General features: G+C 36.1%; 36 protein-coding genes. 32 read left to right on the top strand and 4 right to left on the bottom strand.

Features of this window, described 5'->3' with window-relative positions; all coding sequences use genetic code 11:
• Positions 1 to 10: 10 nt before the first annotated feature.
• Positions 11 to 1,174: a BamA/TamA family outer membrane protein gene (locus A8B35_RS16975; RefSeq protein ID WP_075603560.1), complete on the top strand. Its 1,164-nt coding sequence runs from the start codon at positions 11 to 13 to the stop codon at positions 1,172 to 1,174.
• Here A8B35_RS16975 and A8B35_RS16970 read toward each other — a convergent pair.
• Entirely contained in the window at positions 1,171 to 3,387 is a 2,217-nt protein-coding gene (locus A8B35_RS16970) for a PAS domain-containing sensor histidine kinase (protein WP_068474362.1), read from the bottom strand. The two genes, A8B35_RS16975 and A8B35_RS16970, sit on opposite strands and share 4 nt — an antisense overlap.
• 149 nt (positions 3,388 to 3,536) lie before the next feature.
• On the opposite strand from A8B35_RS16970, the gene hydF reads away from it, so the two are divergent.
• Positions 3,537 to 4,754 (top strand): [FeFe] hydrogenase H-cluster maturation GTPase HydF, encoded by a 1,218-nt coding sequence (hydF, locus tag A8B35_RS16965; RefSeq protein WP_068474360.1) that lies wholly within the window; start codon positions 3,537 to 3,539, stop codon positions 4,752 to 4,754.
• Between the two features lie 7 nt (positions 4,755 to 4,761).
• Here hydF and A8B35_RS16960 read toward each other — a convergent pair whose 3' ends face one another.
• Both A8B35_RS16960 and A8B35_RS16955 read right to left on the bottom strand, forming a co-directional pair.
• On the bottom strand, positions 4,762 to 5,154 hold the full coding sequence (locus tag A8B35_RS16960; RefSeq protein ID WP_068474354.1) for an ACT domain-containing protein: 393 nt from the start codon (positions 5,152 to 5,154) through the stop codon (positions 4,762 to 4,764).
• 19 nt (positions 5,155 to 5,173) lie between these two features.
• The gene (locus A8B35_RS16955) at positions 5,174 to 6,607 is read right to left on the bottom strand and encodes a lyase family protein (RefSeq protein WP_068474871.1); all 1,434 of its coding nucleotides are present in this window, start codon (positions 6,605 to 6,607) and stop codon (positions 5,174 to 5,176) included.
• Between the two features lie 244 nt (positions 6,608 to 6,851).
• Between A8B35_RS16955 and A8B35_RS16950 the strand changes: the two genes are divergently transcribed.
• The gene (locus A8B35_RS16950) at positions 6,852 to 7,406 is read left to right on the top strand and encodes a hypothetical protein (RefSeq protein WP_139314925.1); all 555 of its coding nucleotides are present in this window, start codon (positions 6,852 to 6,854) and stop codon (positions 7,404 to 7,406) included.
• Positions 7,407 to 7,534: 128 nt separating this feature from the next.
• The gene (locus A8B35_RS16945) at positions 7,535 to 7,999 is read left to right on the top strand and encodes a Dps family protein (RefSeq protein ID WP_068474337.1); all 465 of its coding nucleotides are present in this window, start codon (positions 7,535 to 7,537) and stop codon (positions 7,997 to 7,999) included.
• A 315-nt stretch (positions 8,000 to 8,314) separates the two neighbouring features.
• On the opposite strand, the gene fabD is transcribed toward A8B35_RS16945, so the two are convergent.
• On the bottom strand, positions 8,315 to 9,199 hold the full coding sequence (gene fabD / locus A8B35_RS16940) for an ACP S-malonyltransferase (protein ID WP_068474335.1): 885 nt from the start codon (positions 9,197 to 9,199) through the stop codon (positions 8,315 to 8,317).
• A 612-nt stretch (positions 9,200 to 9,811) separates the two neighbouring features.
• Here fabD and rpsL point away from each other — a divergent pair.
• From rpsL to ykgO, 28 genes are all read left to right on the top strand, one after another.
• On the top strand, positions 9,812 to 10,195 hold the full coding sequence (gene rpsL, locus A8B35_RS16935) for a 30S ribosomal protein S12 (protein WP_068474333.1): 384 nt from the start codon (positions 9,812 to 9,814) through the stop codon (positions 10,193 to 10,195).
• Between the two features lie 132 nt (positions 10,196 to 10,327).
• Positions 10,328 to 10,804 carry a 30S ribosomal protein S7 gene (gene rpsG, locus A8B35_RS16930; RefSeq protein WP_068474328.1) on the top strand — a complete coding sequence of 159 codons (477 nt, stop codon included), beginning with the start codon at positions 10,328 to 10,330 and terminating at the stop codon, positions 10,802 to 10,804.
• Positions 10,805 to 10,834: 30 nt separating this feature from the next.
• Positions 10,835 to 12,946, top strand: a complete 2,112-nt coding sequence (gene fusA / locus A8B35_RS16925) for an elongation factor G (protein ID WP_068474326.1) — start codon at positions 10,835 to 10,837, stop codon at positions 12,944 to 12,946.
• A gap of 12 nt (positions 12,947 to 12,958) precedes the next feature.
• Positions 12,959 to 13,264: a 30S ribosomal protein S10 gene (gene rpsJ / locus A8B35_RS16920; protein ID WP_027472457.1), complete on the top strand. Its 306-nt coding sequence runs from the start codon at positions 12,959 to 12,961 to the stop codon at positions 13,262 to 13,264.
• Positions 13,265 to 13,349: 85 nt separating this feature from the next.
• Complete coding sequence (gene rplC, locus A8B35_RS16915) at positions 13,350 to 13,967, top strand: 50S ribosomal protein L3 (RefSeq protein WP_068474322.1); 618 nt, start codon at positions 13,350 to 13,352, stop codon at positions 13,965 to 13,967.
• On the top strand, positions 13,967 to 14,587 hold the full coding sequence (gene rplD, locus A8B35_RS16910; RefSeq protein ID WP_068474319.1) for a 50S ribosomal protein L4: 621 nt from the start codon (positions 13,967 to 13,969) through the stop codon (positions 14,585 to 14,587). Before rplC ends, rplD begins: the two co-directional genes overlap by 1 nt.
• 24 nt (positions 14,588 to 14,611) lie before the next feature.
• Positions 14,612 to 14,902 carry a 50S ribosomal protein L23 gene (gene rplW, locus A8B35_RS16905; protein WP_068474318.1) on the top strand — a complete coding sequence of 97 codons (291 nt, stop codon included), beginning with the start codon at positions 14,612 to 14,614 and terminating at the stop codon, positions 14,900 to 14,902.
• 5 nt (positions 14,903 to 14,907) lie between these two features.
• Positions 14,908 to 15,732: a 50S ribosomal protein L2 gene (rplB, locus tag A8B35_RS16900; protein WP_068474316.1), complete on the top strand. Its 825-nt coding sequence runs from the start codon at positions 14,908 to 14,910 to the stop codon at positions 15,730 to 15,732.
• A 12-nt stretch (positions 15,733 to 15,744) separates the two neighbouring features.
• Entirely contained in the window at positions 15,745 to 16,011 is a 267-nt protein-coding gene (gene rpsS / locus A8B35_RS16895; protein WP_068474314.1) for a 30S ribosomal protein S19, read from the top strand.
• A 37-nt stretch (positions 16,012 to 16,048) separates the two neighbouring features.
• Positions 16,049 to 16,459 (top strand): 50S ribosomal protein L22, encoded by a 411-nt coding sequence (gene rplV / locus A8B35_RS16890; protein WP_068474312.1) that lies wholly within the window; start codon positions 16,049 to 16,051, stop codon positions 16,457 to 16,459.
• A gap of 8 nt (positions 16,460 to 16,467) precedes the next feature.
• A complete protein-coding gene (rpsC, locus tag A8B35_RS16885) occupies positions 16,468 to 17,169 on the top strand; it encodes a 30S ribosomal protein S3 (RefSeq protein ID WP_068474309.1) in 702 nt (233 codons plus the stop codon).
• A 29-nt stretch (positions 17,170 to 17,198) separates the two neighbouring features.
• Positions 17,199 to 17,630 carry a 50S ribosomal protein L16 gene (rplP, locus tag A8B35_RS16880; RefSeq protein WP_068474306.1) on the top strand — a complete coding sequence of 144 codons (432 nt, stop codon included), beginning with the start codon at positions 17,199 to 17,201 and terminating at the stop codon, positions 17,628 to 17,630.
• 2 nt (positions 17,631 to 17,632) lie between these two features.
• Entirely contained in the window at positions 17,633 to 17,830 is a 198-nt protein-coding gene (gene rpmC, locus A8B35_RS16875; RefSeq protein ID WP_068474304.1) for a 50S ribosomal protein L29, read from the top strand.
• Positions 17,831 to 17,838: 8 nt separating this feature from the next.
• Positions 17,839 to 18,096 carry a 30S ribosomal protein S17 gene (gene rpsQ / locus A8B35_RS16870; RefSeq protein WP_068474301.1) on the top strand — a complete coding sequence of 86 codons (258 nt, stop codon included), beginning with the start codon at positions 17,839 to 17,841 and terminating at the stop codon, positions 18,094 to 18,096.
• A gap of 2 nt (positions 18,097 to 18,098) precedes the next feature.
• A complete protein-coding gene (gene rplN, locus A8B35_RS16865; RefSeq protein WP_068474298.1) occupies positions 18,099 to 18,464 on the top strand; it encodes a 50S ribosomal protein L14 in 366 nt (121 codons plus the stop codon).
• 19 nt (positions 18,465 to 18,483) lie between these two features.
• Positions 18,484 to 18,804: a 50S ribosomal protein L24 gene (gene rplX, locus A8B35_RS16860; RefSeq protein WP_068474295.1), complete on the top strand. Its 321-nt coding sequence runs from the start codon at positions 18,484 to 18,486 to the stop codon at positions 18,802 to 18,804.
• The gene (rplE, locus tag A8B35_RS16855) at positions 18,804 to 19,361 is read left to right on the top strand and encodes a 50S ribosomal protein L5 (protein ID WP_068474292.1); all 558 of its coding nucleotides are present in this window, start codon (positions 18,804 to 18,806) and stop codon (positions 19,359 to 19,361) included. Before rplX ends, rplE begins: the two co-directional genes overlap by 1 nt.
• Positions 19,362 to 19,363: 2 nt before the next feature.
• On the top strand, positions 19,364 to 19,633 hold the full coding sequence (gene rpsN, locus A8B35_RS16850) for a 30S ribosomal protein S14 (RefSeq protein WP_068474289.1): 270 nt from the start codon (positions 19,364 to 19,366) through the stop codon (positions 19,631 to 19,633).
• A gap of 66 nt (positions 19,634 to 19,699) precedes the next feature.
• Positions 19,700 to 20,095 carry a 30S ribosomal protein S8 gene (gene rpsH, locus A8B35_RS16845; protein ID WP_068474286.1) on the top strand — a complete coding sequence of 132 codons (396 nt, stop codon included), beginning with the start codon at positions 19,700 to 19,702 and terminating at the stop codon, positions 20,093 to 20,095.
• Between the two features lie 16 nt (positions 20,096 to 20,111).
• A complete protein-coding gene (rplF, locus tag A8B35_RS16840) occupies positions 20,112 to 20,663 on the top strand; it encodes a 50S ribosomal protein L6 (protein ID WP_068474285.1) in 552 nt (183 codons plus the stop codon).
• A gap of 19 nt (positions 20,664 to 20,682) precedes the next feature.
• A complete protein-coding gene (rplR, locus tag A8B35_RS16835) occupies positions 20,683 to 21,039 on the top strand; it encodes a 50S ribosomal protein L18 (RefSeq protein ID WP_068474283.1) in 357 nt (118 codons plus the stop codon).
• 5 nt (positions 21,040 to 21,044) lie between these two features.
• Positions 21,045 to 21,563 carry a 30S ribosomal protein S5 gene (rpsE, locus tag A8B35_RS16830; protein WP_068474281.1) on the top strand — a complete coding sequence of 173 codons (519 nt, stop codon included), beginning with the start codon at positions 21,045 to 21,047 and terminating at the stop codon, positions 21,561 to 21,563.
• Between the two features lie 10 nt (positions 21,564 to 21,573).
• Positions 21,574 to 21,750 carry a 50S ribosomal protein L30 gene (rpmD, locus tag A8B35_RS16825; RefSeq protein ID WP_068474271.1) on the top strand — a complete coding sequence of 59 codons (177 nt, stop codon included), beginning with the start codon at positions 21,574 to 21,576 and terminating at the stop codon, positions 21,748 to 21,750.
• 27 nt (positions 21,751 to 21,777) lie between these two features.
• Positions 21,778 to 22,224, top strand: coding sequence for a 50S ribosomal protein L15 (gene rplO, locus A8B35_RS16820; protein ID WP_068474269.1), 447 nt, complete (start codon positions 21,778 to 21,780; stop codon positions 22,222 to 22,224).
• A gap of 4 nt (positions 22,225 to 22,228) precedes the next feature.
• Entirely contained in the window at positions 22,229 to 23,554 is a 1,326-nt protein-coding gene (gene secY, locus A8B35_RS16815; RefSeq protein WP_068474267.1) for a preprotein translocase subunit SecY, read from the top strand.
• 16 nt (positions 23,555 to 23,570) lie between these two features.
• Positions 23,571 to 24,356, top strand: a complete 786-nt coding sequence (gene map, locus A8B35_RS16810; RefSeq protein WP_068474264.1) for a type I methionyl aminopeptidase — start codon at positions 23,571 to 23,573, stop codon at positions 24,354 to 24,356.
• A 17-nt stretch (positions 24,357 to 24,373) separates the two neighbouring features.
• Positions 24,374 to 24,595 (top strand): translation initiation factor IF-1, encoded by a 222-nt coding sequence (infA, locus tag A8B35_RS16805; RefSeq protein ID WP_068474262.1) that lies wholly within the window; start codon positions 24,374 to 24,376, stop codon positions 24,593 to 24,595.
• A 12-nt stretch (positions 24,596 to 24,607) separates the two neighbouring features.
• Positions 24,608 to 24,724 carry a type B 50S ribosomal protein L36 gene (gene ykgO / locus A8B35_RS16800; protein WP_071792536.1) on the top strand — a complete coding sequence of 39 codons (117 nt, stop codon included), beginning with the start codon at positions 24,608 to 24,610 and terminating at the stop codon, positions 24,722 to 24,724.
• Positions 24,725 to 24,735 lie beyond the last annotated feature (11 nt).

The raw sequence follows: 24,735 nt of genomic DNA, 5'->3' as shown, positions 1-24,735 counted from the left end.
CTAAAAAGCAATGTTTAAGCATTGCTTTTTTAGTATTATTGCAATAATGACTTTCTCAAGGATACATATATTACGATATATAAAAGGTGAATTGAAATATATTTATCTATTCCTATCAATTTGTATATATACTGTATCTACCGCCCAAATTCCACAATCTATCCAACAAACCTATAATGCTTTGGACTCCTTGGTAACGGATGCGATTCAAAAAGATGTTGGCATATTACCTGCTCCTACGTTTAATCCATCCTTTGGTACCGGAATTGCCATTGTGCCAGTCGTTATATATAAATTGCCTGGTTTAAGTGAGGAGACGCACCCATCTACTATTCAAGGCCTTATAATGGTAAATTTACGAGGATCATTAATTACCGGTATAAAGAGTACTAACTATTTAAATAAAAATAAATTTTGGTTCGATGGTTATGTTGGTTACATGAATGTGCATCTTGATCCAGAGAATTCGCAATACTCCAAATTACACTTTCGTGGATTTTCTTCCAGCTTTTCTGGTTTGTATAGTATTGTACCTGATTTTTATTTCGGACCGATTGTGAATGCAAATTACTTGAGTGAATTTGGTTCTGAATCAGATGAGAGTGAAAAAGTAAATTATAATTGGTATGTAACGCCTGGATTAAAAGTTTCATTTGATACACGTGATGATATCTATTTTCCAACGAAAGCCTGGTTTTTAGAAGGTACAGTTCAGGGATTGGTAGAATTAGATGACAATATAGAGGCCTATCAAAAAATTACAATAGGACTTACTAATTACTTTCCAATAAATACACCCAAGCCAATTATATTTGCCAATAGAATTTATTCACAAATTGGTTTTGGAGAAATGCCCTTGCACGAGAAGGCCTCGCCTGGTGGGTCGGCAATTTTGAGAGGTTATGTAAGTGGGCGTTATATGGATAATTCTATTGTAACCTATCAATCAGAAATGCGATGGATGTTCTCTAAAAGATGGGGTGTGGTTGCTTTTGGTGGAGTTGGTTTGTTGTTTGATCAAGTATGGCATATTAATAATGCCAATTTCCTTCCATCTATTGGAACTGGAGTTAGGTTTAAAATGTTTAAGAAGCTGAAAATTAACGCAGCACTAGATTTAGCAATGGGGCGTGAGAATAGTAATGTGTATTTTAGACTTTCAGAGGCTTTTTAGCCCTTGGGAAGAATGACAGAGAACTCACTTCCCTTTGTTACTTGACTTTTTACAGTGATGTATCCGCCATTTAATTCCGTCATTTCTTTTACCATCGATAGTCCTAATCCTGTGCCTTTTTCTTCAGCAGTTCCTCTTGAAGAGACTAGTTCATTAATATCAAATAGATTTTTCAACTTTTTAGCTTTTATTCCAACGCCATAATCTTTTACTCTGAGTTCAATGTTCTGTTCATCAAATTCTTCAATTACACAGAGTACCTTACTTCCATTATGAGAATATTTTATAGCATTGTGCAACAAGTTTCGCATTATAAATTTAAACATTGTTAAGTCGCTGTTTAAAATTAAACCTTTTGTAATTGTCGCGTTTATATTTATATCTTTTGATTTACTTAAAGCTTCTAGTGATAGAATACACTCATCCACTACAGCAGAAGGATAAAAGGTTTCTTTGTAAACTTTAAGTTGTCCTAGTTGTGATTTAGCCCAAGTAAGTAAATCTTCGAGTAGTTTAAAAGTTTGTTCGCTTGCGTTAACAATTTTGTGTGCAAATTCTTTAATCTCAATTGTAGATAAATCTTCAATACTACTTTCAAGAATATTAGCAAAGCCTAATATTGCATTAAAAGGGTTTCTAATATCATGTGCTATAACAGAGAATAGTTTGTCTTTAGTGAGATTTAGTTGTCTTAACTTCTCTTCATTCTCTTTGAGTTCTTCTTCTGCTTTTTTACGCATTGATATATCAACCACCATGCCTACGGCCTCTGTTACTCTACCATTTTCGAAAGAGATAGGTGTAATATAAATATCCCCCCAAAACAATTTATTATCGATGCTTCTATATTGACGTTGAGTGTTGAAGCTACTTACACTGCCTGAAAAAACGGTTTTAAAATTTTCTTTTATATCGTCATGTATACTTTTATTTGCTACAAAATCTAAATAGTTTTTACCAATAAAGTCTTTCATGTGCGTAAAACCAAGCATTGTAGCTAACCTTTGGTTGCTGGTAATTAAATTTCCTTGATTACTAATTACGCAAATCCCCATTAGTGAATTCTCAAAAATGGCATCCAATCTGTTTTTCTGTTCTTCTAGCAATAGTTCTGTTTGTTTAAGGTTTGTAAAGTCCATTCCAATGGATTGATATTCTACAATATTTGACTGTAAATCAAACAGTGCTCTATCTATCCATTTAATCCAATGTTCCTTTCCATCATTATCAATAAAATGTTGTTCGTATTCTATAATGGGATTGATTGTAGAAAGTAAATCTATGTTTTTCTTAAAGACACGCCTTTCTTCGTCTTCTAATAAGCTATATAAATTGGCACCTAATAAGGATTTTGTATCAGAATTGAGGTAGGTAGCATAATATGAATTCACATAACTCAAAATGCCATTAATATCAAATCGCCTAATTAATGCAGGTGCATCCTCAACCAGCTTTGCATAGCGTAGTTCACTCTTTGCTTTCGCTTTAATGATGTTTTTATAATCCGTAATATCATGTATAAACATACAGTAGCCATCTTTGTCAAGAGGGAAACTTATAATCTTTAAATATTTATTAATACTTTTAAAGTACTCTTCGATGGAACTTCTATGCGATAGCCTATTAACATTACGATCTTTTATAAACTTAAAGTCGGGTAAGAAATTGTTTAAGCTAAAACCTGTTAATGACTTTTGCTGAAATATTTCATTTGCCTTTGGGTTTGCCTTAAGAACAAGTAGTTCTTCAAAAGATTTCTTATTGTTCTTTGGCTCAAAAATGACTATTCCAAAAGGAGTATTTTCAAAAAGCTCATCTAATAAGAATTTTTCTTTGCGGAATTCTTCCTCAAGTTGTTTTTTGTAAGTGATATCTTCTTTGATGGCAATAAACCCCTCTAATTTGCCATCTCTTTTAATGGGTGATATTTTTGCTCGTTCCCAAATTAGCCTGCCGTTTTTCGATTTATTAAGAAAAATGCCTTCCCAAGTCTCGCCAGTATTTAAAGTGTCCCACATATCCTTATAAAATGCGGGTTTGTGGTAGCTTGCATTTAATAGTTTGGTAGATTGTCCGATGATTTCACTTCTTGTATAACCATACTTTTCAATAAAAGCATTGTTAACATAGCGCACCATACCATTGGTATCCGTAATCACTACAATACTTTCTAACTCGTTTAGTGCGAAAATAAGTTCTTCAATTTCAATCATCAATCTCTCCAGTTCTATTGTGCGAAGCTATTCTAGCAATTACGTGAATTAATATGTAAATATCAATGTGTATTAAGCTTCTAGCTTATCTTCCTTCTCTTTTTTTTACCAATTAACTTAATGCTTTTATAACTTTGCATAAAAAAGCGATGGCTAGAGATAAGCACCCTCATATTGGTATTTTTGGAAGGAGAAATTATGGCAAGAGTACCTTAATAAATTTACTTGCTAACCAAGAAATCGCCATTGTGTCTGATCAGGCAGGAACAACTACTGACCCGGTAAAGAAAACAATGGAAATTACGGGTTTTGGTCCTGTTACCATTATTGATACTGCGGGTTATGATGATGTTGGTGAATTGGGTAAAAAGCGAGTTCAGAAAACTCAAAAATCTATCAAGCTTGTAGACTTGGGTATTTTGTTGGTTAGTAATAATAGGTTTGATGATGCCGAGGCTCAGATAATTAAAACCTTCGAAGAAAACGATATTCCTTATGTTATTATATACAGCAAGAGTGATGTAAGCTCGCCAAATGCTGATATTATGAAAGCAATTGGTAATACAAACCATGCTAATTTTATAGTTTTTAATAAAGAGGATGATACCGAGGAATTAATAAAAGCGATTACTAAAGCAATTCCTGAGACAGCTTTTACGCACCCTTCCTTGTTGGGAGATATAATAAGTTATGGCGATATTGTGTTGTTAATTACACCAATTGATATAGAAGCTCCGGAGGGGCGAATGATTCTACCTCAGGTTCAGGCTATACGCGATATTATTGATAACGATGCTGTTTGTATTGTTTTAAAAGAGAGGGAGGTTGATGCATTTTTAAAAAGAACAGGGATTAAACCTAATTTAGCAGTTACAGATAGTCAAGTGTTCCTTAAGGCAGATGCATCTATCCCAAAAGAAATTCCTTTAACTAGTTTTAGTATTATGCTTGCGCGTTATAAAGGTGATTTTACGAGATATTTACAGGGTACGCCAAAAATTGATGATCTAAAGGATGGAGATAGAGTTCTACTGCTAGAGTCATGTACCCATCATGTCTCATGCAATGATATAGCACGTTCGAAAATACCTCGATGGATTTCAAATTATACGGGTAAGTATCACGAATTTGATGTAGTTGCAGGTTTTGATAATTTGCCACATCCAATAGAGGATTATTCTATTGTGATTCAATGTGGGGGATGTATGATATCGCGAAAGCAACTAGCAATGCGATTAAAGCCTGCTATTGATGCCGGTGTGCCTATTACTAACTACGGAATGACCATTGCATTTGTACTAGGTATTTACGAAAGAGCTGTTGCTCCTTTTGTAGAAATAGACGAGGGTTCTCTGAATTACTTGTAATAGTTGATTAGTCTGAGAATTTACTCAGGATATTCATAGCCTCCTCAGCATCGTTTTTATTAACAAATATATGGTCGTGATAATATGCGGCCACTACGTTGCAACTTATATTGTGTTCGGCTAAAGCATTAGAGAAGGCTGCTGTTAACCCTACTGCATCTAAAGAAGAATGAATTTCAAGACTAATCCAAGAAGCTACATAGTCGTATTTTAACAAAAGCTCATCTGCTTTTTGTTGTTTTATAATGAGAGTGGTGCTTTCGGCTTCTTTAAATTCGCATAAAGTATCACTTCTCTCAACTACCGAAGGATCGGTAACAGTTACAAAAACATAAGAGCCTTCGTTTAGCTTAGGAGTCATTCCTTTTAGGAGTTTGCTTAAATTTGTTTCACCAGCCATAATCCAGTTTTTAGTTTATTTATAAGTCGTCAATTCTATAACCTAACTTTAATAAGAACGCTGGTTGTAAGATTTCGTTCAGCTTGCTGTCTGAGATAGCTTTTAAGACTTTATTTGCATCTAAAATAGAAGTGTTTTTTGTTTTCATGTATTGCGCCAACTCAGCAGCTTTGTGATAGCCAATGTAAGGGCTGAGTGCCGTTGTAATTGAAGGATTTTTCAATACTGTCTCTATAGTGTCATTTTTTTTGAATTGTATATCCTTAAGCAAATTTTGCGTGATGGTTTTATTACAGGCAATTAATAGTTTTAAGCTATCGATTAAAGCATGACCTATTGTAGGAATGTATGCATTTAATTCTAGGCATCCTTGACCGCATAAATTTGAAATTAGCAAATCGTTCGCATAAATCTTATGTGCGGCAGAAATTACAAACTCACTAATTACCGGGTTTATCTTGCCTGGCATAATGGAACTTCCCACTTGTTTTTGTGCAATAGTGAGCTCTTGATCAATAAATAAGTCAGAACTTAAAAGTCTTAAATCAGCAACCATCTTTTCAAGGTTTACTGCGTGTGATTTAAGTGTGGCATGTACCTCAACATATACATCTAAATTTGAGGTTGTATCCATTAGGTTTTCTGATCGAGTCAGGGGTAATCCTGTTATTCGTTGAAGTTGTTTTGTAGCTTCAATAATAAAATAGGATGGGATACTCATGCCAGTACCTATGGCACCACCACCAAGGTTCACTTCTTTAATTCGCTCATTACATTTACTAACGCGCCACCAATCTCGAGATAATGCGTTGTTATAGGCACTAAATAATTTGTTGTATGAACTAGGCACGGCTGCCTGCATTTGAGTATATGCAATCCGAAGCCTATTTCTGGTTGCACTTTCAATTTTCTCCAGGCAGCGTAATGATCCATCAATGCATTTATCCAAATCGTTTAGTAGTTGCATTGAGGCTACTTTTAGTGCGGTCGGAATAATATCGTTGGTTGATTGAAAGATATTAGCCGATTCTATGGGGTCAATCTGTGAGTAATCACCAATTTTATACCCCAATGAGCCAAGTGCTACATTAGTGATTATTTCATTAATGTTTAAATTGATACTTGTGCCAGCACCTCCTTGCATGGCAGGAACAATGAAGTTATTGTAGTGTTTTCCGAGTGCCACATCTTTTGCTCCTTTAATAAGTGCATCAATAGTTGCATCGTTCATAAACGGATGTTTGTGTGCATCTCCAAATTTTGACTGTGTAGCAATTTTAAAGTTCTTATAAGATACGTAGCAAGCTTCCTTAACAGTTCCTACAGCCTGATACCATTCTTTATGAAAGCATGTGTTATCCGGAAAGTTATCCTGTGCTCTTACTGAATGTATGCCATATAAAGCATCATTTGGGATATCAACGGTTCCAATAAAATCGTATTCCTTTCGCATTATCATGGTTTATTTTGCATAAAAATAGTAAGACTTTTAAATCTAGGTCTAATAAATCTTCTATAATCGTGTGATCCTAAAATTCATTACTTCTTATATCAATCATTTGATGATGTTTTTGGTATTACATTATCATTGCATTTTAACTTTAATAATTTGTAATATATTTGTGCACCCCTTCGTGAAAATTACAAAAGTCAATTTGTAAATGGCCTTAGTTCAAGGCGCAGAAAATCGTTATTGTATGAGTGTTAATAAATTAGTAGCTGCTTTGTTGGTAGTACTGTGTGGTGGTGTTATGTCTTGTAAAAAAGGCGATTATGTCAAAAAAGATCAAATAGAAAGTAAGAATGGCTATGTTAAAGGGGTTGTTCGTGGGCTTTTGAGTGATGGAACTGTTATTGATGAATCATTTAATTTAGAGTATTCCGATTTAGGAGACAATACCGTTATTAAATATGTTGAAGATGCTGTTTTTATAAAAGAGTTTAATGTTTACAATCGATCTTCAGTATTAAATATGGCAAACTTCTTTTGCACAACAGATTTCTTTATTATTCAAGACGCAAGAAAAGATAGCCTGGTTGAATTAAATTTTAGTATGGTTAAGAAATTAAAGGATAATAGAGTATTGAATATTCAGTCGGATGAGGGTGCGCAATTTGGCATTACCGAATTTAACTATGATGCTAATAAAAGCACAATTGAAGGTGGAATTGTGGGTAAGTTAAATGAGGATACTAACCTGTATTTAGAATTAAGTTTCAAGGTAAAGGTACTCGAAGAAATTAGTAAGTAACATAGGTTTGCTGTTGTGAATATAAATATTATCTATTACCGCATAGATAAAATCAGTTTGATTGATATTATGAAGAGCCTCATATTTGTAGTGTTCAAAGAAAATAAAACACTTAAAATATTGAGATTATGAATAAGATTGGATTAAATAGTGAGAAGGCAATAGCATTAGTAAGAGAGTTAAATGATTTACTTTCTAATTATCAATTATTCTATATGAATGTAAGAGGGTTTCATTGGAATATTAAGGGAGCCAATTTTTTTGAATTACATGCAAAGTTTGAAGAGCAATACGACGACCTAGTAATCAAAGTTGATGAGGTTGCAGAAAGAGTATTAACCTTAGGAGGTGTGCCTACACATACCTTTGAAGAATACCTTAAAGTAAGCGATATAAAAGCAGCTCATAATATTACTGACGGTACTGAGGCTATTAAAAGTTTGTTGGAATCGTTCTCTATTTTGATTACAAAGCAACGTAATATTCTTGAGGCTGCAGGAGATGCCGGCGATGAGGGAACAGGAGCTTTAATGAGCGATTACATCCGAGAACAGGAAAAATTAGTATGGATGTATAGTGCTTACTTAGGTTAAGTATTAGAATTGTTAGTTATTTTTATGTAGGTAATTATCAATGAGCTTCTTTATTAGAAATATTGATTCTACTTAAGTGATGAATATAACCCGATGACAAATATGTTTTCGGGTTTTTCATTTAGCAAACTATCTTCCAGTTAAATGTATTTGAATTTATGGGTAAACGAAGCGTAACTGCCTCTTATTTATAGGTAGATGTGAGTTTACTGTGAATTATATCTAAATAGGTTTGTATTTTAGTTTACGAAATAGGGATACAAAAAAGCCGAAGGTGCTTACCTCCGGCTTTAAACCTTTGTAAAAGGTATATTTTTATAAACTGCTAACTCCGGCAACAGCCATTTTACGGTCAACTTTTTTAATCATACCTTGCAATGCTTTTCCAGGACCTACTTCAGTAAATGAATCAGCGCCATCAGCAATCATATTCTGAACAGTTTGAGTCCACTTTACAGCACCCGTTAATTGTGCTACTAGGTTTTCTTTTATTGTAGCAGCATCGGTGTTTGCCTCTGCATTAACATTTTGATAGATTGGGCACACCGGATTTTTTATTTCCGTTGCTTCAATCGCAGCTGCTAATTCAACTCTAGCAGGTTCCATTAATGGTGAGTGAAATGCTCCTCCTACAGGAAGTTTTAGAGCTCTCTTTGCACCTTTCTCAGTTAAAACCTCGCAAGCTTTATCTATACCAGCAAAAGAACCAGAGATTACAAGTTGTCCTGGGCAGTTGTAGTTTGCAGCTACAACAACTTCGTCAATACTTGCACATACTTCTTCAACTACAGAATCTTCTAATCCAATAATTGCAGCCATAGTAGAAGGTTCAGCTTCACATGCTTTTTGCATTGCTTGAGCACGTTGTGAAACTAATTTTAAACCATCTTCAAACGACATTGCTTCTGCAGCAACTAATGCGCTAAATTCACCTAATGAGTGACCAGCAACCATTTCAGGTTTAAAATCTTCACCCATTGTTTTAGCTAATAAAACTGAGTGTAAAAATATAGCAGGTTGTGTAACTTTTGTTTGCTTTAAGTCTTCATCAGTGCCAGCAAACATCAGGTCAGTAATTCTGAAACCTAAAATATCATTGGCTTTTTCAAGAAGTTCTTTAGCCATTTCTGAATTCTCGTATAGGTCTTTTCCCATACCAACGAATTGGGCACCTTGCCCAGGAAATACAAATGCTTTCATTGTGTTTTTAATGTGTTTAGCACAGAGTATAATTTGAATATACGTGCAGTTTTAAAGAACAAAAGTTCTTTTTTTATTCTAGTTAATAAAAGAATTTGGCGCAAATATAATAAATATTGTGTAGGCTGTTTTTATTTATTATAGATTATCAGAATGTTAACATTTTGCTTTAACCTATAATATTCATGTATATTTTAAAGTAAACTTACTTGTGTTTGTATATCATGATGTCAATATGCATCAATTGCCCTAAAGTTATAAGTTGGCATATGATAGTGTAATTTATTCTTAGGTTTTTTAAAAGAAACTATTGAACTATTGATATTTGAAGCTTTTTTTCAATAATCATATAGAATATGTACCCTAAAACTTGCAGTTGTGATTATTCTGAGGTCTATCTTGCTCATTCCGTAGATATTATAATTTGTTAAATCCGACAATAATTTGAAAAAACAAGCACATGTATGGTGTTTATTAATTGAAAATTAGTACTTTTGCATCGCTTTTTTGTCTAAATGTGTAAAAACTACTGTAAATCAGTATGTTTTATTAAGATGGGAAGTCGCTGAAAAGCGTTGATAATGAAAATTTTATTTAAACAAATATAGTTATATGCCAACAATTCAACAGTTAGTTCGCAAAGGCCGTACTCAGTTAGTTGAGAAAAGTAAGTCTAGAGCGCTAGATGCTTGTCCGCAACGAAGAGGCGTTTGTGTAAGGGTGTACACAACTACACCTAAGAAACCAAACTCGGCAATGAGAAAAGTTGCTAGGGTTCGTTTGACAAACGGGAAAGAAGTGAATGCTTACATTCCAGGAGAGGGTCACAATTTACAAGAGCACTCTATTGTATTAGTACGTGGAGGTAGAGTAAAAGATCTTCCAGGGGTTCGTTATCACTTAGTTCGTGGGGCTTTAGATGCTTCAGGTGTAGAGGGTCGTACTCAGCGTCGTTCTAAATACGGAACTAAGCGTCCGAAAGATGCTAAGAAGTAATTAATTAATGTTTGACATTAAGTTTTGTTTATTGGTAGTTGAATTGAAACGGTTGAGTAAAAGGTGATGTATCACTTTTGAAGACATAGGCACAGATATTAACAGCCAATAAGAAACTAATAAACAAGAAAGATGAGAAAAGGGAAACCAAAGAAGCGAATATTGCTTCCAGATCCAAAGTTTAATGATACTTTGGTTACACAATTCATTAATAACTTAATGATTGATGGTAAAAAATCTACCGCTTATGGTATTTTTTACGATGCCTTAGATCGCATGGCTGAAAAAGCTGAGAAAGAAGGAAAGACTCCTTTGGAAATGTGGAAAAAAGGTTTAGAAAATATCACTCCTGCTGTCGAGGTTAAGTCTCGTAGAGTTGGTGGTGCTACATTTCAGGTTCCTACTGAGATTCGCCCATCTAGAAAAGTTTCAGTTGCAATGAAAAACTTGATTCTTTTTGCTCGTAAGCGTAGTGGTAAATCTATGGCAGAAAAAATGTCTGCTGAAATTGTTGCGGCTTATAACAATGAAGGTGGAGCCTTCAAAAAGAAAGAAGATATGCACAGGATGGCAGAGGCTAATAGAGCGTTTGCTCACTTTAGATTCTAATATCTTACTAATCTTTAAGAATTAAATAAAATGGCAAGTACAGATTTAAAATATACCAGAAATATTGGTATTATGGCTCACATCGATGCCGGTAAAACTACGACTACAGAGCGTATCTTGTTTTACACTGGTATTACTCACAAAATTGGTGAGGTACACGATGGTGCGGCTACAATGGACTGGATGGAGCAAGAGCAAGAAAGAGGTATTACAATTACTTCTGCTGCTGTTACTACTAACTGGAACTATAATAATGAGTCATATAAAGTAAACATCATTGATACTCCAGGACACGTTGATTTTACTGTAGAGGTAGAGCGTTCATTACGTGTGCTTGATGGTGCTGTTGCAGTTTTCTGTGCAGTAGGTGGTGTTGAGCCTCAATCAGAGACTGTTTGGAGACAAGCAGATAAATATGGTGTACCACGTATCGGTTTTGTTAATAAAATGGACCGTTCTGGTGCTAATTTCTTTGAGGTAGTTAAGCAAGTTAAGGAGATGTTAGGAGCTAATCCTATTCCTCTTCAAATTCCTATTGGAGCTGAAGAAACTTTCGAAGGGGTTGTTGACCTTATCGAAAATAAAGCTGTAGTTTGGTTTGACGATGCGCAAATGGGTTCTCGTTATGAGTTCCAAGAAATTCCTGAAAACTTAAAAGAGGAAGCAAAAGAGTATAGAGACAAACTTGTTGAAGCTGTTGCTGAGTCTAATGAAGAGTTGATGGAGCGTTATTTCGAAGATCCAGATTCTATCACTAAGGAAGAAATGCTTGAGGCTATTCGTGTAGCTACTATCGAAAGAACAATTACTCCAATGTTATGTGGTTCTGCCTTTAAAAATAAAGGTGTTCAACGTTTATTGGATTACGTTATGGCATTCTTACCTGCTCCTACTGATGTTCCTGCAATTACAGGTACAGATTTAGATACAGGTGAAGAAACTAGCCGTCCGCATGATGCTGAAGCGCCATTTTCTGCTTTAGCATTTAAAATTGCTACTGACCCATTCGTAGGTCGTTTAGCATTTATGCGTATTTACTCTGGTAAATTAGAGGCTGGTTCATATGCGTTAAATTCACGTACACAGAAAAAAGAACGTATTTCACGTTTATACCAAATGAAAGCAAACAAGCAAATGCCTCAAGATGTAATTGAAGCAGGTGATATTTGTGCTGGAGTTGGTTTTAAAGATATTCGTACTGGAGATACTCTTTGTGACGAGAAAAACCCAATTACTTTAGAGTCTATGGATTTTCCAGAGCCTGTAATTGGTGTGGCTGTAGAGCCTAAGTCGCAAAAGGATATGGATAAAATGGGTGTAGCTCTTGGTAAATTAGCTGAGGAAGATCCAACATTCCGTGTTCAAACTGACGAGGATAGCGGTCAAACTGTAATTAGTGGTATGGGTGAGCTTCACCTTGAAATTATCATTGATCGTTTGAAGCGTGAGTTCAAAGTAGAGTGTAACCAAGGTCGTCCACAGGTAACTTACAAAGAAACAATTACTCAAACTGTTGATCATCGTGAGGTGTTTAAAAAGCAGTCTGGTGGTCGTGGTAAGTTTGCTGATATTCACGTAACTGTTGGTCCTGCCGATGAAGGTAAAGAAGGATTAGAGTTCGTAAGTACTATCAAAGGTGGTAATGTACCTAAAGAATATGTTCCTTCAGTTGAGAAAGGTTTTAAAGATGCAATGATAAACGGTGTATTAGCTGGTTTTGTTGTTGATAGTCTTAAAGTAACACTTACAGACGGATCTTTCCACCCTGTCGATTCTGATCAATTATCATTTGAGATTGCTGGTCGTCAAGCCTTCAAACAAGCATGTATGAAAGCTAAGCCAGTTTTACTTGAGCCATTAATGAAAGTTGAAGTTGTTACTCCTGAAGAGTATATGGGAGATATCATCGGTGACTTTAACAAGCGTCGTGGCCAAGTAGAAGGAATGGAATCTAAAGCTGGTGCTCGTGTAGTAAAAGCTAAAGTGCCTCTAGCCGAAATGTTCGGATATGTAACTGCTTTACGTACTATTTCATCTGGTCGTGCAACTTCATCAATGGTGTTCTCACACTTCGAAGGAGTTTCTAAAGCCATTGCTCAAGAAGTAGTAAAAGAAGCTGAAGGAAAAGTAGAATTATTATAATTAGATCTCAAGATGAGTCAAAAAATAAGAATCAAATTAAAGTCTTACGATCATAACTTAGTTGACAAGTCAGCTGAGAAAATCGTTAAGACAGTAAAAACTACTGGTGCTGTTGTAAGTGGTCCAATTCCATTACCAACTCACAAAAGAGTATTTACAGTGTTACGTTCAACGTTCGTAAACAAAAAATCAAGAGAGCAATTCCAACTTTCTTCATACAAGCGTTTAATCGATATCTATAGCTCAACAGCTAAAACTATCGATGCTTTAATGAAGTTAGAACTTCCTAGTGGAGTAGAAGTTGAAATTAAAGTCTGAGAATAAACAAATAAGTTCGAGTAACTCGTCAGCCGAAAGTACGAGTTACTTGAATCGATTATTTAATATTTAATATTTAGTAACAATGCCAGGATTAATTGGAAAAAAAATCGGAATGACTTCCGTTTTCAGTGCCGATGGGAAAAACATACCATGCACTGTTATCGAAGCAGGCCCAAACGTAGTTACACAAATTAAAACTGTGGAAACTGACGGGTATGAGGCTGTGCAGCTGGCGTTCGACGACAAAAGAGAGAAGAATACTCCTCAGCCAGTGTTAGGTCACTTTAAAAAGGCCGGCGTAACACCAAAGAGAAGTGTTGTTGAATTCAAAGGTTTCGAACAAGAGTTTAATTTAGGAGACGAAGTAACAGTTGAAATCTTCACTGAAGATTCATTTGTTGATGTAGTTGGTACTTCTAAAGGAAAAGGTTTTCAAGGTGTAGTTAAGCGTCACGGTTTTGGTGGTGTTGGTGGTGCAACCCATGGACAACACAACCGTCTTAGAGCTCCAGGTTCTATTGGTGCAGCATCTTACCCTGCTCGTGTATTTAAAGGAATGCGCATGGCTGGCCGTATGGGTGGCGATAGAGTAAAGGTAGAAAGCCTTAGAGTATTGAAAGTGGTTCCAGAGAACAACCTTATTATCGTTAAAGGTTCAGTTCCAGGAGCAAAAGGTTCATATGTAATTGTTGAAATGTAATGGAACTAAAGGTATTAAGTATAAAAGGAGAAGAGACCGGAAAAACTGTTGAATTATCTGATTCAGTATTCGGTATTGAGCCTAATGATCACGCGATCTATCTTGATGTAAAACAGTTCCTAGCAAATCAACGTCAAGGAACCCACAAGTCAAAAGAGAGAGCTGAGATTGTAGGTAGTACACGTAAAATCAAAAAGCAAAAAGGTACTGGTACAGCACGTGCTGGTAGCATTAAGTCACCTGTATTTAGAGGTGGTGGTAGAGCTTTTGGTCCACGTCCACGTAACTACGGATTTAAGTTAAATGCGAAGTTAAAAGAGTTGGCTCGTAAGTCAGCTTTATCATACAAAGCAAAAACTGGCGGGATTATTGTAGTAGAGGATTTCAACATGGAATCAGCTAAGACAAAAGAATTTGCTCAGATCCGTAAAGATCTTAAAGTTGATGGAAAACGTTCATTAGTTATCTTCAATGAAGCTAACAAAAACGTTTATTTAGCATCACGTAACATTCCTAAGTCGGAAGTAGCAACATTAGCTGAATTGAATACTTATAGTATTATGAAAGCCGGAACTATTGTTCTTGTTGAAAGTTCAGTTGAAGGAATAGGTAATATTTAATTAAAAGCTTAAGGAGATTTAAAAATGCAAATATTAATTAAGCCATTAGTTACTGAAAAACTCAACGAACAGAGCGATAAATTAAATCGTTTCGGATTTGTAGTAGCCAAAAGCGCTAACAAACTACAAATTAAAGCTGCGGTTGAGGAAATGTACAATGTAACTGTTGAAGATGTAAACACTATGGTATATGCTGGTAAAGTAAAAACTCGCTATACAAAAAGTGGTGTGCAAGCAGGTAAAACTGCTGCGTTCAAAAAAGCAATTGTTACCTTGGTTGAAGGAGATAAGATTGATTTTTATAGCAATATTTAATTAAAATGGCAGTAAGAAAGCTAAAGCCCACAACACCGGGGCAGAGACACAAAGTTATTGGTGCATTTGATACGATTACCTCAAGTACACCAGAGAAGTCCTTACTGGAACCCATAAAAAAGTCCGGCGGTAGAAATAACACCGGAAAAATGACGATGCGTTACATCGGTGGGGGACATAAGAGACGTTACAGGGTAATCGATTTCAAGAGAAATAAAGACGGTGTGAAAGCAATCGTTGATTCTATTCAGTACGATCCAAATCGTAGCGCAAGAATCGCGTTGTTAAATTATGCTGACGGTGAGAAGCGTTATATTCTCGCTCCAAATGGTCTTGAAGTTGGTCAAGAAGTAAATTCAGGTGCTGGAGTTACTCCAGACGTTGGAAATACTCTATTACTAAGCGAGATTCCATTAGGAACGATTATTCACAACATTGAGTTGCGCCCAGGACAGGGTGGAATTATGGCACGTAGTGCAGGTACATTTGCTCAATTGGCTGCTCGCGATGGTAAATTCGCTATCGTAAAGTTACCTTCAGGTGAAACAAGAATGGTTCTTATCACATGTCGTGCTACAATCGGAGCTGTAGGAAATTCTGATCACGCCTTAGAGAGATCTGGTAAAGCAGGTCGTTCTCGTTGGTTAGGTCGTCGTCCTCGCGTTCGTGGTGTAGCGATGAACCCAGTTGATCACCCAATGGGTGGTGGTGAAGGACGTCAGTCTGGAGGTCACCCAAGATCTCGTACTGGAGTTCTTGCTAAAGGGTTTAAAACTCGTGATAAGAAGAAAGCTTCTAGTAAGTACATTGTTGAAAGACGTAAAAAGTAATCTGAAGGACTAATGAGTAGATCACTAAAAAAAGGCCCTTTTATCGATTATAAACTTGACCGTAAAGTGGCAACACAAAACGAGTCTGGTAAAAAATCAGTAATTAAGACATGGGCAAGAGCATCGATGATATCTCCTGATTTTGTAGGACATACTATCGCAGTGCACAACGGAAATAAGTTTATTCCTGTTTACGTGACCGAGAATATGGTAGGTCACAAATTAGGTGAATTTTCTCCAACACGTACCTATAGAGGTCACGGAAAGAATAAGAAATAGTAACCTAAAAAGTAATTTTTAATAAAGAGAATTAAAAATGGGTGCAAGAAAAAGACTCGCAGCAGAAAAAAATAAGGAAGCCAAAAAGCAAGTAAGCTTTGCTTCACTTCGCAATGTGCCTACTTCTCCGCGTAAAATGCGCCTGGTTGCAGATATGATCAGAGGTAAAGAAGTAAATTTAGCTCTTGACTTATTGAAGTTTTCATCAAAAGAAGCTTCTCGTCGAGTAGAAAAGTTACTTCTATCTGCTATTGCAAACTGGAAGGAGAAAAATGAGGGGGTACGCATGGAAGATGCTAACCTTGTTGTAAAATCAATTAACGTTGATTCAGCAAGAATGTTAAAAAGATTGAGACCAGCTCCACAAGGGCGTGCTCATCGCATCAGAAAAAGATCAAACCATGTAACCATTTATATTGATAGCAACGTTGAAAAACAAGAAAATTAATTAGCTAGATGGGACAAAAAGTAAATCCAATTAGTAACCGATTAGGAATCATCAGAGGATGGGATTCTAACTGGTTTGGCGGAAAGAATTACGGTGATAAGTTATTAGAAGATACTAAAATCCGTAAATACTTAAACGCGCGTCTAGCAAAAGCTAGTATTTCGAGAATTGTTATTGAACGTACGCTTAAACTGATCACTATTACTGTTCACACGGCTCGTCCGGGTATCATTATTGGTAAAGGTGGCCAGGAGGTTGATAAACTAAAAGAAGAGTTGAAAAAGATCACCGACAAGGAGGTTCAAATCAACATTTTTGAGGTTAAGAGACCAGAATTAGATGCAATCATCGTAGCAAATAACATTGCACGTCAATTAGAAGGCCGTATCGCTTTCCGTCGTGCCGTTAAAATGGCTATCGCAGCAACCATGAGAATGGGAGCAGAAGGTATCAAAATTCAAGTATCAGGCCGTTTGAATGGAGCTGAAATGGCTCGTTCAGAAATGTATAAAGAAGGACGTACTCCTCTTCATACATTCCGTGCAAATATTGATTACGCTCAAGCTGAAGCTCTTACTAAAACGGGGTTATTAGGTATTAAAGTTTGGATTTGTAAAGGTGAAATCTACGGGAAACCAGATTTATCTCCAAACTTCGCTACCAAAGATAACGGTCGTAAAGGTGGAAACTTCAAGAAGAGAAGAAAGTAGTCATCAACTAATGTAAATAGGTTAGAAAGATGTTACAACCAAAGAAAGTTAAATACAGAAGAAGGCAAAAAGGTAGAATGAAAGGCGAAGCTCAACGTGGCGCGCAACTAGCATTCGGATCTTTTGGTATTAAAGCCTTACAAACAAAATGGCTTACTGGTCGCCAAATTGAGGCGGCACGTATCGCAGTAACCCGTTATATGCAACGTCAAGGACAAATCTGGATTAGAGTATTTCCTGATAAGCCAATTACTAAAAAACCTGCAGAGGTTCGTATGGGTAAAGGTAAAGGTGCTCCAGAAGGTTTTGTTGCCCCAGTTACACCTGGTAGAATTATTATCGAGTGTGACGGTGTTCCATATGAAACAGCAAAAGAAGCATTGCGTTTAGCAGCTCAAAAATTGCCTGTTACTACTAAATTCGTTGTAAGACGAGACTATGTTGAATCACAAAACGCATAAGTATGAAGACTTCGGAAATTAAAGAATTGACGATCGAAGAGATCATCGAGAAGATTGAGACCGAGCGCGGCGAACTTGTACGTTTAGAACTCAATCATAGCATATCTCCATTGGAGAACCCAATGCAGATAAGAAGCTTACGTAAAAATATTGCTCGTATGCAAACAATTTTGCAACAAAAGCAAACAACCGAAAAATAGTTTAAGTGATGGAAAAAAGAAACTTAAGAAAAGAGCGTGTCGGTGTTGTTGCAAGTAGCAAAATGGATAAATCTATTGTAGTAGCAGTAGAAATCCGTGAAAAGCACCCCATCTATGGTAAGTTCGTGAAGAAAACTAAAAAGTTTCACGCACATGATGAGAAAAACGACTGCAATGCAGGCGATACTGTGAAAATTATGGAAACTCGACCACTTAGTAAAACTAAGCGTTGGAGAGTAGTAGAAATTATCGAAAGAGCTAAGTAATCATGATACAGCAAGAATCCAGATTGGCTGTTGCCGATAATAGTGGCGCCAAAGAAGTACTCTGCATTAGAGTACTTGGTGGTACTAAAAAACGATACGCTTCTATCGGAGACCGTATCGTTGTAACTGTTAAAAGTGCCACTCCTTCTACTGAAATGAAGAAAGGTACTGTTACAAAGGCAGTAGTTGTTCGTACAAAAAAAGAAATCAGAAGAGCTGACGGTTCTTATATCCGTTTCGACGATAACGCATGTGTATTATTAAATACAGCTGGCGAAATTAGAGGAACACGTATCTTCGGCCCTGTTGCCAGAGAGTTACGTGAAGGATTTATGAAAATCGTTTCACTGGCTCCTGAAGTGCTATAATTTATTAAAGAAGATAGCAATGGGAAAGTTACATATCAAAAAAGGCGATACCGTTATAGTTAACGCCGGAGAATATAAAGGACAAGAAGGGAAAGTTCTAGAAGTTATTACAGCTAAGAATAGAGCTATCGTGGAAGGTATTAACATGGTTTCAAAACATGCTAAGCCTAACGCTGATAACCCTCAGGGCGGAATTGTTAAGCAAGAAGCTCCTATCCACGTTTCTAACTTGAATCTTAAAGATCCTTCACAAGGTACAGCTACACGTATAGGTCGTAAAGCTAACGAAGAAGGAAAATTAGTAAGATTCGCTAAAAAATCAGGGGAGGAGATCAAGTAATGAGCAATACCACTAGTTTAAAAACGATGTATAAGGAACAAGTTGTTCCTGCATTAATGAAAGAATTTGATTACAAAAGTGTAATGCAAGTTCCTAAATTAGAAAAAATTGTAATCAATCAAGGTTTAGGTCAAGCAGTAGCTGACAAAAAAATGATTGATATTGCAATTAATGAGCTTACTGCCATTACAGGTCAAAAAGCTGTTCCTACACTTTCTAAGAAAGATGTCTCGAACTTCAAATTGCGTAAGAAAATGCCAATTGGAGTTAGAGTAACATTAAGAAAAGAAAACATGTATGAATTCCTTGAAAGATTAATTCGCGTTTCTTTACCAAGTATTCGTGATTTTAAAGGAATTAACAGCAAACTTGATGGTCGTGGAAATTATACCTTAGGTATCGAGGAGCAAATTATCTTTCCTGAAATAAATATTGACAATGTTAGTAAGATTTTGGGGATGAATATTACCTTTGTGACCTCTGGAAATACCGATGAGGAAGCTTTTGCTTTATTAAAAGGCTTCGGGTTACCATTTAAAAACGTAAAAAAGAGTTAGATATGGCAAAGGAATCAATGAAAGCTCGCGAAGTAAAAAGAGCTAAACTTGTTGCCAAATACGCTGAGAAAAGAGCGGCATTGAAAGAGGCTGGAGACTATGAAGGGTTACAAAAGTTACCTAAGAATGCGTCTCCAGTACGCATGCACAACCGTTGTAAGATCACAGGTCGTCCGAAAGGATACATGAGACAATTCGGTTTGAGCAGAATTCAATTCCGTGAAATGGCTGCTGCAGGTTTAATCCCTGGAGTAAGAAAAGCCAGCTGGTAAGAATTAATTTAGGTTTCAAGTATAAATATTGTCCCGGGATTCGGGATTAATTTAAACTTTTTTAAAATGACAGATCCAATAGCAGATTTTCTAACGAGAGTTAGAAATGCCATCATGGCAAATCACAAAGTTGTTGAGATTCCGGCATCAAATCTTAAAAAAGAGATAACTAAGTTGTTATACGACAAAGGTTATGTTCTTAACTACAAATTTGTAGAAGATGACAAGCAAGGAATCATCAAAATTGCATTGAAGTACGATCCAAAATCAAAGACTTCTGCAATCAAAACTCTTAAAAGAGTCAGTACTCCAGGTTTACGTAAGTATACTGGGTACAAAACTATTCCAAGAGTACTTAACGGTTTAGGTATCGCCATTCTTTCAACTTCAAAAGGTGTAATGACTGATAAAGAAGCAAGAAAAGAACAAGTAGGCGGTGAAGTTTTATGTTTCGTTTACTAACAAAGGAGGATTTATTATGTCAAGGATAGGAAAACAACCTGTGATGATCCCTGCCGGTGTTACTGTAACAAGCAAAGACAACGTAGTAACCGTTAAGGGACCAAAAGGAGAATTAACTCAAGAAGTTAATCCCAAGTTAACAGTTGAAATTGAAGATAACCAAGTTGTGTTAACACGTGCGAACGATTCAGGTGAGCAAAAAGCACAACACGGATTATATCGCTCTCTTATTAACAATATGGTAGAGGGTGTATCTAAAGGTTTTGTTAAGAAAATGGAATTAGTTGGTGTAGGTTATAGAGCTACTAACCAAGGACAAATTCTTGAACTTTCATTAGGATACTCTCACCCAATACACATGCAGTTGCCTTCTGAAATTAAAGTAGAGGCTGTAACCGACAGAAAGAGTAATCCGATTATTACATTAGAGTCTGCAGACAAGCAATTGCTTGGTCAGGTTTGTGCAAAAATCCGCTCTCTACGTAAACCAGAGCCTTATAAAGGTAAAGGTGTTCGTTTTGTGGGTGAACAAATCAGACGTAAGGCTGGTAAATCTGCAAAAGTTTAATCTGATTAAAATTTGAATTATGGCTTTTTCTAAAGTAGAAAGAAGACTAAAAATAAAAAAGAGTATCAGAGGGAAAATCTCTGGTACTGCTGAAAAACCTCGTATGTCGGTTTTCAGAAGCAACAAACAAATTTCTGTTCAGCTTATCGATGATGTTACTGGAAAGACTATTGTTGCTGCCTCATCTCTTGAAAAAGAAGTGGCTGCACAAAAAGTTACTAAAGGTGATCAAGCTGGCCTAGTTGGTAAAGCAATTGCTGACAAAGCTAAAGGTGCTGGTATCGAAACAGTTGTTTTTGATCGTGGTGGATATTTATATCATGGTAGAGTTAAACAATTAGCTGACGCTGCTCGTGAAGCAGGTCTTAAATTTTAATAACTATGGCAGGAGATAATCAAAAAGTAAAAAGTAATAACGACCTTGAATTAAAGGACCGTTTAGTTGCCATCAACCGTGTAACAAAAGTTACCAAAGGTGGTAGAACTTTCAGTTTTTCTGCTATTGTCGTAGTTGGAAACGAGAACGGTATTGTAGGTTGGGGTTTAGGTAAAGCAGGCGAAGTTACCAGTGCAATTGCAAAAGGTATTGAGGCAGCTAAGAAAAACTTAGTTAAAGTACCAGTTTTACATGGTACAATTCCTCACGAGCAATATTGCAGATTTGGTGGTGCAAGTGTTTTCATGAAACCAGCTTCACATGGTACCGGAGTTAAGGCTGGTGGTGCGATGCGTGCTGTACTAGAGAGTGTTGGTGTAACAGACGTTTTGGCTAAGTCAAAAGGTTCTTCAAACCCACATAATCTTGTAAAAGCTACAATTAATGCTCTTAGTGAATTAAGAGATGCTAAAACTGTAGCACAGCAAAGAGGCGTTTCGTTAGACAAAGTATTTAACGGTTAACAAGCGTAAGATGGCTAAAATTAAAGTAACTCAATTAAAGAGCAAAATCGGTTCAACCGAACGTCAAAAAAGAACTTTGACTGCTCTTGGGCTAACTAAAATTAACGCAACTAAAGAATTTGAGGCAACACCTCAAATTCTTGGTATGGTTGAAAAGGTGAAACACCTGGTTAGTGTAGAAAAATAATATTAACGATTTAAGACAACATTCGATATGGACTTAAGTAATTTAAAACCTGCTGAAGGCTCAACCAAGACTAGAAAAAGAATTGGTAGAGGACAAGGTTCAGGTCGTGGTGGTACATCTACCCGTGGGCACAAAGGTGCCAAGTCTAGATCTGGTTATTCTAAAAAGAGCGGTTTCGAAGGTGGTCAAATGCCTTTACAGAGACGTGTTCCTAAGTTTGGATTCAAAAATATTAACCGTGTAGAATACAAGGCGGTAAATGTTGAATCATTACAAACTCTTGCTGAAAAGAAGGGACTATCTGTAATTGACGTTGAAACACTAATTGAAGCTGGTTTTATTAACAAGAATGACAGAGTTAAGATTCTTGGTAATGGTACTATTACTGCAAAAATTGAAGTAAAAGCTCACGCCTTTTCTAAATCAGCGGTAACTGCAATTGAAGCAGTTGAGGGAACCGTTGTAAAACTGTAAATCAATGAAACTGATCGAAACAATTCGCAACATTTGGAAGATTGAGGATTTAAAATCTCGTATTTTAACAACTATTGGTTTGGTATTAATTTACCGCTTAGGATCATACGTTGTATTACCTGGTATTGATCCGACAAAATTAAGTGCACTTGAAAGCCAAACTCGTGAAGGAGTTATGGGACTTTTAGATATGTTTTCTGGAGGAGCCTTTTCTAATGCCTCGGTATTTGGATTAGGAATTATGCCTTACATATCTGCATCTATTGTAATTCAACTATTAGGTATTGCTGTACCTTATTTTCAAAGATTACAGCGAGAAGGTGAAAGCGGTAGACGTAAGATTAACCAGATAACACGTTATCTAACAGTAATCATACTTTTGTTTCAATCACCTGCATATTTAGCTAATTTACCAGAAGTAGCTATTGCATCTCCAGGAATAATGTTCCAAATATCTTCAGTTATAATTTTAACAGCTGGTACCATGTTTGTGATGTGGTTAGGTGAAAGAATTACTGAAAAAGGTATTGGTAACGGAATCTCGTTAATCATTATGATTGGTATTATTGCAAGGTTACCTTATGCAGCAGTAGCTGAATTTGTATCTCGTCTTGAAGAAGGCGGAGGTTTAGTAATGTTGCTAATTGAGCTCGTGATTCTTTTCTTTGTTTTCGCAGGAACAATTTTATTAGTACAAGGAACTCGCCGTATTCCTGTACAATACGCAAAACGTATTGTAGGGAATAAACAATATGGTGGTGTTCGTCAGTATATACCTTTAAAGGTTAATGCTGCAGGGGTAATGCCTATCATTTTTGCACAAGCAATTATGTTTATCCCTGTAACATTCGCAGGTTTCGTTGATAGCGAAACAGCTACAGGATTTGCATCAGTATTTGCTGATTTTACAGGTTGGGGTTATAATTTAATCTTTGCATTATTAATTATTGCCTTTACCTATTTTTATACAGCAATTACAATAAATCCTACTCAGATGGCTGAGGATATGAAGAAAAATGGAGGTTTTATACCAGGTATTAAGCCAGGTAAAAAAACTGTAGAGTTTTTGGATTCAGTAATGTCAAAAATTACTTTACCAGGTTCTGTTTTTCTTGCTTTAATAGCAATACTTCCTGCGTTTGCAATGATAGCAGGTGTAGATCGTATGTTCGCTCAATTCTTTGGAGGAACTTCATTGTTGATTCTTGTTGGTGTTGTATTAGATACCTTACAGCAAATCGAAAGTCATTTATTAATGAGACATTATGATGGTTTAATGAAGTCTGGTAGAATTAAAGGGCGTACAGGCGGAGGTCCTGCTGTTTACTAGAGATCTATTAATTGCAATGATATATCTTAAGACTGATGAGGAAATAGAATTTCTTCGAGAGAGTAATAGCATTGTTGCGAGAGCTTTAGCTGAAGTAGCAAGGTTGATAAAACCAGGTGTTACCTCTTTAGAATTAGATAAAGTTGCTGAAGAATATATTAGAGATAATGGTGGAATTCCTGGTTTTTTAAATTACCAGGGGTTTCCCAATACTCTTTGTACCTCTCTAAACGAAAATGTGGTACATGGGATTCCTAATAATACTCCTTTGAAGGAAGGAGATATTATTTCTGTGGATTGTGGAGTTTTAAAAAATGGTTACTACGGTGATTCAGCCTACACTTTTGGTGTTGGAGAGATTGATAGTACTTTAAAAAAACTTCTATTTACAACAAAAGAAGCCCTTTATAAGGGAATCGAAGAAGCTGTTGTGGGTAATAGATTAGGAGATATTGGATTTGCTATTCAAGATCATGCAGAAGAACGTGGATATTCAGTAGTTAGAGAAATGGTAGGCCATGGGATTGGAAAAAATTTACATGAAGCACCAGAGGTTCCTAACTATGGAAAACGCGGAGCAGGCCCTATGTTAAAAGAAGGCATGGTAATTGCAATCGAACCGATGATTAATTTAGGTAAGAGAAATATTGTTCAGGAAAATGATGGTTGGACCATCAGAACAATCGATAAAAAAGCATCTGCACACTACGAGCATTCAGTTGCTGTGAGAAAAAATGGTGCAGATATATTATCAAATTTTAATTTTATCGAAGAAATATTACCTTTGCAGTCTGAAAATTAATAAAAAGGATATTTATTATGGCTAAACAAGCCTCTATAGAACAAGATGGAACTATTATTGAATCACTTTCTAACGCAATGTTTAGGGTTGAGTTAGAAAATGGTCATGTTATTACAGCGCATATCTCAGGTAAAATGAGAATGCACTATATAAAAATTCTTCCTGGAGATAAGGTAAAGGTAGAAATGTCTCCTTATGATTTAACTAAGGGAAGAATATCGTATAGATATAAAAATTAATTCTATAATAAAATGAAGGTTAGAGCATCTGTTAAGAAGAGAAGCGCCGACTGCAAGATTGTAAAACGCAAAGGTCGCTTATACGTGATTAACAAAAAAAATCCAAAGTTTAAACAACGTCAAGGATAAAATTATAACAT

Origin of the sequence: Saccharicrinis aurantiacus, from assembly GCF_001660705.2 — a bacterium.
Classification (GTDB): Bacteria; Bacteroidota; Bacteroidia; order Bacteroidales; family Marinilabiliaceae; genus Saccharicrinis; species Saccharicrinis aurantiacus.
Note: the sequence above shows the minus strand (reverse complement) of the source record. Positions and strands in the feature narration are given on the sequence as shown.